The organism is Lactimicrobium sp. (genome assembly GCF_036453465.1).
Classification (GTDB): Bacteria; Bacillota_I; Bacilli_A; order Erysipelotrichales; family Erysipelotrichaceae; genus Bulleidia.
The window spans coordinates 1-9,300 of the sequence record NZ_JAZHUW010000058.1 but is presented as its reverse complement, the minus strand read 5'-3'; the positions used below and the strand labels follow the sequence as shown (position 1 = coordinate 9,300).

At 45.4% G+C, this 9,300-nt stretch carries 13 protein-coding genes and 1 other annotated feature; all 13 genes read left to right on the top strand.

The genetic code is table 11. The annotated features are described in order from the left end of the window. Window positions 1–121: 121 nt before the first annotated feature. The 13 genes from SOI44_RS10320 to SOI44_RS10260 all read left to right on the top strand — a co-directional run bounded on the left by SOI44_RS10320 (window position 122) and on the right by SOI44_RS10260 (window position 9,248). Window positions 122–295: a hypothetical protein gene (locus tag SOI44_RS10320; protein ID WP_331349134.1), complete on the top strand. Its 174-nt coding sequence runs from the start codon at window positions 122–124 to the stop codon at window positions 293–295. 12 nt (window positions 296–307) lie between these two features. Further along, window positions 308–1,105, top strand: a complete 798-nt coding sequence (locus tag SOI44_RS10315; protein WP_331349133.1) for a TIGR02452 family protein — start codon at window positions 308–310, stop codon at window positions 1,103–1,105. Between the two features lie 48 nt (window positions 1,106–1,153). Then, entirely contained in the window at window positions 1,154–1,684 is a 531-nt protein-coding gene (locus tag SOI44_RS10310) for a GNAT family N-acetyltransferase (protein WP_331349132.1), read from the top strand. Next, window positions 1,684–2,061 (top strand): SdpI family protein, encoded by a 378-nt coding sequence (locus tag SOI44_RS10305; RefSeq protein WP_331349131.1) that lies wholly within the window; start codon window positions 1,684–1,686, stop codon window positions 2,059–2,061. The genes SOI44_RS10310 and SOI44_RS10305 overlap by 1 nt, the downstream gene beginning before the upstream one ends. An 89-nt stretch (window positions 2,062–2,150) precedes the next feature. After that, window positions 2,151–2,363, top strand: a binding site (T-box leader). A gap of 121 nt (window positions 2,364–2,484) precedes the next feature. Continuing rightward, window positions 2,485–3,273, top strand: coding sequence for a transporter substrate-binding domain-containing protein (locus SOI44_RS10300; protein WP_331349130.1), 789 nt, complete (start codon window positions 2,485–2,487; stop codon window positions 3,271–3,273). Window positions 3,274–3,305: 32 nt separating this feature from the next. After that, window positions 3,306–3,977 (top strand): amino acid ABC transporter permease, encoded by a 672-nt coding sequence (locus SOI44_RS10295; protein ID WP_331349129.1) that lies wholly within the window; start codon window positions 3,306–3,308, stop codon window positions 3,975–3,977. After that, a complete protein-coding gene (locus tag SOI44_RS10290; RefSeq protein ID WP_331349128.1) occupies window positions 3,970–4,707 on the top strand; it encodes an amino acid ABC transporter ATP-binding protein in 738 nt (245 codons plus the stop codon). The genes SOI44_RS10295 and SOI44_RS10290 overlap by 8 nt, the downstream gene beginning before the upstream one ends. Beyond that, window positions 4,707–5,264, top strand: a complete 558-nt coding sequence (locus tag SOI44_RS10285) for a hypothetical protein (RefSeq protein ID WP_331349127.1) — start codon at window positions 4,707–4,709, stop codon at window positions 5,262–5,264. Before SOI44_RS10290 ends, SOI44_RS10285 begins: the two co-directional genes overlap by 1 nt. A 25-nt stretch (window positions 5,265–5,289) precedes the next feature. Next, a complete protein-coding gene (locus tag SOI44_RS10280; RefSeq protein ID WP_331349126.1) occupies window positions 5,290–6,180 on the top strand; it encodes a DUF7713 domain-containing protein in 891 nt (296 codons plus the stop codon). A gap of 242 nt (window positions 6,181–6,422) precedes the next feature. Beyond that, window positions 6,423–7,463, top strand: a complete 1,041-nt coding sequence (locus SOI44_RS10275) for a macro domain-containing protein (RefSeq protein ID WP_331349125.1) — start codon at window positions 6,423–6,425, stop codon at window positions 7,461–7,463. 75 nt (window positions 7,464–7,538) lie between these two features. Then, entirely contained in the window at window positions 7,539–8,192 is a 654-nt protein-coding gene (locus SOI44_RS10270; RefSeq protein WP_331349124.1) for a vWA domain-containing protein, read from the top strand. A 5-nt stretch (window positions 8,193–8,197) separates the two neighbouring features. Then, window positions 8,198–8,419: a hypothetical protein gene (locus SOI44_RS10265; protein WP_331349123.1), complete on the top strand. Its 222-nt coding sequence runs from the start codon at window positions 8,198–8,200 to the stop codon at window positions 8,417–8,419. 19 nt (window positions 8,420–8,438) lie between these two features. Next, window positions 8,439–9,248 (top strand): ADP-ribosylglycohydrolase family protein, encoded by an 810-nt coding sequence (locus SOI44_RS10260; RefSeq protein ID WP_331349122.1) that lies wholly within the window; start codon window positions 8,439–8,441, stop codon window positions 9,246–9,248. Window positions 9,249–9,300 lie beyond the last annotated feature (52 nt).

Here is a 9,300-nt window from a genome sequence, read left to right as displayed (position 1 = left end):
GACAAGTATGTGATGAATCAAAGAAAGAATACGTTATCATGGCTGGAAGTGAATCAACTGGTGAAAAACCATCATTACACTATCATCTATGCAAGGAGCTAAAATTCACTGATTTGTTAATATGCCCTTAAAGGAATACGTTGCGGAAGCTTCTATTCGTCATATTCCTGCTGAAATGCTGAAGAAGCTGCCGGAACCTATGTGGCTGATCAAGATCATTCCAGATGAGATGACACTGCTTGATTCTTCTTTGAAGAAAGAAGGGTATGGATCCCGTCAGACCTGGAAAAGATAAGAGGTAACTTATATGTATCGTGATCTAAGATCTGTTGCTGTTGAGAATAAGAAGATTGTTTTGCAGAACTATTATGTCAAAGATGGAAAGAAAGTAGAGTTTACGCATTCTCTTGCGGATCATCAGAAGGTGATTGTTGTTTCACCATCTGATATCTCTTCTGCTGTATTATCTTCTCCTTTGCATGATTCTGTCTGCAAGATCTCTGTCATCAATGATGACAGCTTTGCAGTGCCATGTGATGTGGTCATGAACTTTGCCAATGCCTATCATCCAGGCGGTGGCTATTTGTCTGGTGCCCGTGCCCAGGAAGAGACACTATGCAGAGAAAGTACACTGTATGCTTCTATTTCATCCTCATCTGCTCGTGTCATGTATGATGCCAATATTCATTCTTCTTCTGTGTTCAATACGGACTACATGCTTCTGTCTCCATGCGTTGAAGTATTCCGTGATGGCGGGAATCATCTGTTATCTTCGCCACGCACAACCGCCGTACTGACATTAGCTGCTCCCAATCTATTGTATAATCCCAAGGTACACGGCATTACCATGTCAGAGCTCGATGACTACATGGTAAAGCGTTTGTACCAGTTCTTCTTAATCTGTTCTTTACATGGCTATCGTACAATATGTACCGGTGCATGGGGCTGTGGTGCTTTTGGCCATGATGCCATGCGGGTTGCGTCCTACTTCCATACCGTGATATACCAGATGGGCATGGGAAAGTATTTCGATACGATTCTCTTTGCCGTAAAGACGGGACGTGATCCGTACAACTATGAAGCATTCAAACGTGTCTTTGAATGAATCATGGTGCCAGGCTGACATGCCGAAGGGAGATATTTTGTTTTATTTATGCTGATTGCCAAACGATTAACCGAAGAGAATTCAGACGTAATCAAGAAGATCAGAAAGCTTTATGACAGTGCTTTTCCAGCCAATGAGCGTGTTGACTTACATCCAAGCGTACTGGATCATACCAACACAAGTGAGATCCTGTACTTCCTGGATGAAGACCAGTTTGTCGGCTTCATGGCACCGTTAACTGTAGGAAATATCACACACATTACATACTTTGCCATTGATGATGCCCAGAGAGGGAAGGGATATGGCAGCCAGGCCGTAGCCCTTGCCAGAAAACTCTTCCCGCACCAGATCATCATTGCTGACCTGGAAGAGCCGGAACTCGGTGCTAAAAACTACCACCAGCGCATCAAGCGCGTTCATTTCTACAAGAAGAACGGCTTTGAAAAGACCGGTGTCTTCTACCGCTGGGAAGCAGAAGACTATCATATCTACAGCTTAGGTGGCACGATCACTGAAAAGCAGTTCTATGACTTCTGGAACATCATTGATAACAGAAGACCAGACCTGGCATACGACTGATGACATTCTGGACATATATGCTGGTGATGACCATGATCATACCTGTGACCATGATCATCATCGGCATCATCTTTACAAAGCATTATCCCGCTGAAATCAACCACATCTGCGGTTACCGCACACGCATGTCCATGAAAAACATGGACACATGGAAATATGCCCACCAGATCTCTGCAAGACTATGGCTGCGCTGCGGGATTATACTGCTGCCGATCAGTGCACTATGCATGCTGCTGTTTTTAGGCAGAGATCAGGATACGACAGGCTATGGCGGCATGATGATTACCATGATTCAGCTTGTTGTTATGATCCTGACCATACCCGTTACTGAACATGCTTTGCACCAGCGTTTCCATGAAGATGGTACGCTGCGCTAATGGCCAGGATCACGATAGCAGATGAAAATACTGTGAATCTTTCATGAAAATTGTCATTGACAAATTTCATGTTTGCAACTAAGGTAATAACAAGTTCGAAGAACAGAAGAGTATCTGTGAATGCCCAGCAGCGAGCCGGAACAGAGTGGAAGTCCGGTGGCAACCTTTACAGAGAAGCGCATCTGGGAGAAGTTCTTCTGAAACAGCAGTAGGAAGAAACGCGGTCCGGCGTTACAGGATTGAGATGGCTGATATATTTGTCAGCAATCAGAGTGGTACCGCGGTGTAATGTCGTCTCTGGATATGAGACGGCATTTTTTCTTTCTAAGGACAGGGGGTGATGTGATGCAGGGTGAGCGACGAAGAAGGAATGAGAGAAATAACATGTATTCACATCAAAACAAACAAAGGGAGGAAAAGAAAATGAAAAAGTTTGTATCTGCTGCTGTTACAGCTATTCTTGCACTGAGTCTGACTGCCTGTGGTTCTTCTTCCACAGCTGCTGCATCATCTTCATCATCTGCTGCTTCTGGTAAAGCACAGAACATTGTCATTGGCATTTCACCTGACTATCCGCCATTTGATGACATCACCACAAGCGGTGAGCTGACCGGCTTTGACTATGATATGGGCGAATGGCTGTTCAACTGGCTGGATGAAAACGGCTATAACTATACGCATGAATGGAAACAGATGAGCTTTGATACCATCATCTCCGGTATCCAGGCAGATCAGGTAGACCTTGGTATTTCCGGTTTCACCTATGATAAGGACAGAAAGGTTCTCTTCTCAGATACGTACTATGAATCCGGTCAGGTGGCTCTGGTCGCTGCTGACAGCAAGATCACTTCTACTGATCAGCTCAAGGATGCCAACATTGGCTGCCAGCTTGGCACAACCGGTGAAACCGTTGCTGAAAGTCTTTCTCCGGATCATACAACGGCAGTAGAGGATATGGGCATTGCCGTAGAAACACTGAAGGCCGGCGGCTATGATGCCGTGATCATGGATATTGCGGTTGCCAAGAACTATGAAGCAACCGGTAACTTCAAGATGCTTGATGGTGTTCTGCAGGATGAATCCACACATATCATTGCCAAGGAAGGCAATACCGAACTCATGGATGCCATCAACAAGGCTCTGGCTGCCTTCAAGGCAAGTGATGATTACAAGACACTGACAAGCAAGTATGGTCTTGATGCAGCTGAATAAGCAGCTGTTGTAACTAGTAAGGGAGTGAATGCATGTCTGATATTTTTACCACAGACAATCTGAAGTTTCTGGTGCAGGGTGCCGGCATCTCATTGCTTTTAGCACTGGGTGCCGTAGCCATTGGCTGCGTCATCGGTATTCTTTTAGCCGCCGCCAAACTGTCCCATTCCAAAGTTCTTCATGTCATTGCCAACATCTATGTCGAACTCTTCCGGGGCACACCAATGCTCTTACAGATCTTGTTCTTCTATCTTGGCATCCCGGTCCTCTATCAAAGAATCACCGGTACCCGTATGTCAGCCAACCCATATCTCGTAGGCCTTCTCTCATTGTCCTTTAACTCCGGTGCCTATCAGACGGAACTGATCCGCTCTGGCATCCAGGGCGTAGACAAAGGCCAGTGGGAAGCCTGCGAAACACTGGGCATTGGCTACAAGACCATGATGAAAGAAATCATCCTGCCCCAGGCCTTCCGTCACATCATTCCACCCCTGGTATCCGAATTCATCACCCTGATCAAAGACTCCTCTTTGATCTCCAGTATCGGCGCTCTGGAACTGCTCTATCGAGCAGAAGTACTTGGCAAGAAATACTATGACTATCTGGACCCGCTGATCATGGCCGGCATCATTTATCTGATCCTGACCATCATCACATCATACTTATCCAAGAAGCTGGAAAGGAGGATGGCCGTCAGTGACTAAGATCAAGGTAGAGCATCTTAATAAGACATTCAAAGATGTCCAGGCACTCAAAGATGTCAGCCTGGAAATTGATGACCGTGACATTGTCTGTCTGATCGGTCCCTCCGGCTCTGGCAAAAGTACCTTATGCCGGTGTATCCATGGCCTGGAAGTACCAGACAGCGGCACAATTTCACTGGATGGGGAGGTCATGGACCGCTCCAACAAACAGAAATATGCTGCCCAGAGAAAGAAGATGGGCTTTGTCTTCCAGCACTTCAATCTCTTTGCCAACAAGACTGTATTACAAAACTGCATGCTGGCACCGATGAGCGTGGCAGGCAAGTCTGCTGAAGAAGCCGAAGCCACGGCCATGGAATACCTGAAGAAGGTAGGTCTGGAAAGCAAGAGAGATGCCTATCCCTCCAAGCTGTCTGGCGGCCAGCAGCAGCGTGTCGCCATTGCAAGAGCACTGTGCATGCACCCGGAAGTCATGCTCTTTGATGAGCCCACGAGTGCACTGGATCCCGAAATGATCAAGGAAGTACTGGAAGTCATGAAGGATCTAGGCAAGCAGGGCATGACCATGCTTGTCGTCACCCATGAAATGGGCTTTGCCCGCAAGGTAGCCAACAAAGTAGTCTTCCTTGACCATGGCGAAATCATTGAACAGAACTCTTCCGAAGCATTCTTCACACACCCTGAAACCGAAAGAGCCAAGACATTCCTTTCCCAGGTCCTCTACGACTGATGCATAAGGTCATCACAGGACAGATCCTGTTAGTCATCTGCTGTATCTTCTATGTGATCTGGTGGAGTCTATGCTATAAGCCGGATGTCATCGTCAACCGCACAGGCGGCATCAATGGCATACTATTGCTCATCACAGCAGGATGCGGCCTGGCAGGCACAGCATTAACCCTCTATGGCCTCAATACACTGCCTTTAAAGCAGAATCCACAGCTCAACGGATCAACAATCATCCTTGGCGGCATCATCGTCTATTTCGTCCTAATGGCCATTACAAGAGGTCTCCTCAAACGGCCCGTCACAACCGAGCTGCTATTGATCACTGCCTGGGCAATGTTAGAAGTATCTGTGATCAACACACTGACAGCAGGGCAGATCTATACAGCAGGACAAAATACAATTGCCATGATTCTCATCGCAATTGCATTTGTCATCAGTATGATCCTCTATGTGCTCTACTACAAAATGGAAGCCATGAAGGCATACTATGCAGCCATGGTGCCACTGATCACAGAGGCCATCTCTATGGCCATTGTCACCGTGATGGCATGTGTGTAAGATTGTCATAAGAGGGGGCAATACTATGGCTGATAAACTTTGTGACCGCTGTAAAAAGCAGACTGCTGTGATTCAACTCGATCATCATTACTATTGTCTGGACTGCTGGAATCATCTGCAGCTGGATCAAGAAGGACTGCCTGATCTTGTTTATGACAGGCAGTTTTCTGTGTATGACATGGAGAATGAAATTAACAGGAAATTTGATGTGACTGCCATGGTTCTTGATGACAAGATTGAATGGACTGCTTCTGAAATAAACGGCCTGTACCAGGCTAAAATCTATAACAGTATGGCAGCGAATGGAGCTGATGCCGTTAATGATCTGCAGAGAACTGTTGATAAGATTGTAAACACACATACGCTGCAGAAAACGGATGACCCAGCATGCAACACAATCTGCGATGATGGAAAATACTATCTGGTCAAAGATAAGGGATCCCTTGTCATCAGCTGCGATGACGATGAGAATCCATTATTTCTGGTAGACGGCAGGTATATTACACCGGATGACTTTGCCAATGCACTGACCATGTATGAAGGTTTCAGACTGGATTTCAGAATCACAAGCCAGACAGAACGTGTCCTTGGCAATGATGACTATCTGATACGTAAAAAAATCACCGTTGATTCACTGCTGGAGGAAGCAGATCATGTGATTGCTTTATATTGCGATGAACGCTTTCTGCCAGAACGTTATATTCCAATGTTTTCAGATCGATTCCATGCCATTATTGAAAAGCTCCATGTACTGTATACAGATGGAGATAGAGAAGATGCAAAGACAGCAGCAGATGAACTTTGTGTTAAACTGCAGCAGATCGAAACAACAAACAATTTCTTTCCGGAACCATTACCATCATTGATTCAGGATGCATTGAGCTATATTACAGTTGATCCGGAATTCAATGATTGATTGGTCTCCAGGACCAGGATATGTGTTTGATGTATGAGGAAACCGCGCAAACAGCGATTTTTTCTTTTTGGTTTGCGTAATGGAAATTCACACGGATTTTCTGCTGCATCATCCGTGTGAAAGTCCCAACAGAAATGAATACTGTGCCCAGGATGGATCAGGGAATCCTTTTCCAGCCAGGAGAGGAGAATGGTGAGTGACCATGATACAATGAAAACAGTTGTATCCAGTGAGGTAGTCCAGTGCCATTTCAGATCATTCGAAACGATATTACAAAAGTGAAAGCAGATGCCATTGTCAATACAGCCAATCCATTGCCTCTGATTGGTACAGGCACAGACAGTGCCATCTATGCAGCAGCTGGTAAAGAGCAGCTGCTTGCACAGAGAAAAAGGGTTGGTAAGATCCTGCCTGGTCAGGCTGTTTCTACCAAGGCATTTGCACTGGATGCCAGATACATCATTCATACCGTTGGTCCTTCCTGGATTGATGGAAAACATGGTGAAAAGAAGATCCTGGCATCCTGCTACAGGAATTCATTACAACTGGCAAAGCAGCTTAGCTGTACCAGCATTGCTTTTCCATTGATCGCAACTGGTGTCTATCAGTTTCCAAAAGATTTGGCATTGCAGATTGCATTGCATGAGATCAGTAGTTTCCTGTTATCACATGACATGCAGGTAATCCTGGTTGTCTTTGACAGTGCATCATTTGCCTTATCAAAGAAGCTGTCTGATGGCATTGGCGAATACATTGATGATCATGGTGTCACTGCACTTAAGGATGCAGAATACAGCCATGATGGTACTATGTCTGTTCGAAGCAGATGGCATCCGGATGTCAATGAGGAAAGCAGTGCTGCAAGAGATAAAGAGCCGGAAATGCTGCTGCAGGAAACCTATGATCTATCTGGCAAGAGTCTGGATGAGGTTGTTGCACATACAGATAAAACATTCCAGGAACGTCTGTTTGAGCTGATTGATGCTAACGGCATGGATGATGTGACAGTGTATAAGAAAGCCAATATTGACCGGAAACTGTTTTCTCATATCCGCAGTCGGAAAGACTATCAGCCCAAGAAGAAAACAGCCGTGGCTTTTGCCATTGCCCTGCATCTGGATCTTGAGACCCTGAATGATCTGTTGATGCGGGCAGGCATTGCCCTATCACCAAGCAATCCCTTTGATCTGATCATCATGTATTTTGTTTCTAACAAAGACTATGACATTTATAAGATCAATGCTGCCTTGTTCAAATATCATCAGCCGCTGCTTGGTGAATAAATGTCGCCTGACAAACGACCAAATCCATCCTTCCATCCATTACATTAACAATGTAAATAGATGGGAGGATTTTATATGAGAAAAGATCTTACAGAAGTTGTATTTATCATTGACCGCAGCGGTTCCATGCAGGGACTGGAAAAGGATACCATCGGCGGCTTCAATGGCATGCTTGAAAAGATGAAGAAACAGGAAGGGGATGCGATTGTTTCTACAGTGCTGTTTAATAACCATCCGGTTGTGATCCATGACAGACTGGATATCCAGAAGGTGCCTCAGCTCAGTGAGAAAGACTATTCTGTCGGCGGCAGTACGGCGCTGCTGGATGCCTTAGGAGGTGCCATTCACCATATCGGCAATATCCATAAGTATGCAGGCAAAGAAGATGTGCCAGCACACACACTGTTTGTCATCACAACAGACGGCATGGAAAATGCAAGCAGAAGATATTCCATCCAACAGGTAAAAAAGATGATTGCGCGTCAGAAAGAAAAGTACGGATGGGAGTTTCTGTTCCTGGGTGCCAATATCGATGCCATAGAAACAGCAGAAAGATTTGGTATTGGTGCAAATCATGCGGTGAATTTCAACTGTGACAAAGAAGGCATCAGACTGCACTATGCGGTAATGAGCGATGTCGTTGGAACCATCCGTTCTGGCAAAAAGCTCTCAATGCACTGGAAAGATGATATTGAACAGGACTATCAGACACGCAAAGCAGAAAGATGATGATCATGGCAGAAAGAATTCCCAATACATGTGCACCGATGCAGTTTCGCGGACCGGATTTAAACAAGTGCATGTGCCGTGACTGTGTGTTTCGTGAAAAGGACCGCAAAGGAAAAGGCGTCTTTGTGCATGGCGCATTACTTGACATGTGTGATGTTTATCCAAACAACAAACCGTATGAGATTCTCTTTGAAGGGGCAAAGTGTCAGTATTACGTAAAGAAGTAAGAGAGGGAGTGATAGCAGAATGATCGATCAAAGAAATGTCATTGGCGGCATCATTGGTGATATCGCCGGTTCTGTCTATGAGTTTGATAATGATCGGAAAAAGGATTTTGTCATGTTTGGTGATTATCATCGTCATCACTGCTTTGCGAGTGATGACAGCATCATGACACTTGCCATCTGTGATGCCCTGATGCACTGCAGAAAGGATTACAGTGATCTTGAAGAAAAGGCAGTGGAATACATGCAGAAAGATGGCAGGCCATACCCTGACTGTGGCTATGGAGGTCATTTCTATCAATGGATGTATTCTGACCATCCAAAGCCATATCGCAGCTTTGGCAATGGTGCTGCCATGAGAGTGGGCCCCGTGGCATATGCGGCAGGATCCTTACCGGAAGTAAAGCAGCTTGCAAAGGCCGTTACCAAAGTCACCCACAATCATCCCGAAGGCCTCAAAGGCGCAGAAGCAGCTGTTGTATTAACCTGGTATGCCCTGCAGGGAAAAGACAAGGATTTTCTCAAACACACAGCAGAAAGCTATTATGCATTGAACTTTACGATCGAAGAAATCAAAGATACCTATCAGTTCAATGAAACCTGTCAGGAAACGGTACCACAGGCAATCGAAGCATTCCTGGAATCAGAAAGCTTTGAAGATGCCATCAGAACTGCAGTATCTGTAGGTGGAGACAGTGATACCCTTGCCTGTATTACTGGATCTATTGCCGGGGCATACTATGGAGTACCGGAAGAGATGCGCAGACAGGCATTGCAGTTTCTGGATGAGAGACTTCTGAAGATCTATCTGGACTGGTGTGAATGCAAATGACCCATATCCTTGATTGATTAATTGCTTACTATTATTTTGTTTTATCCACTTG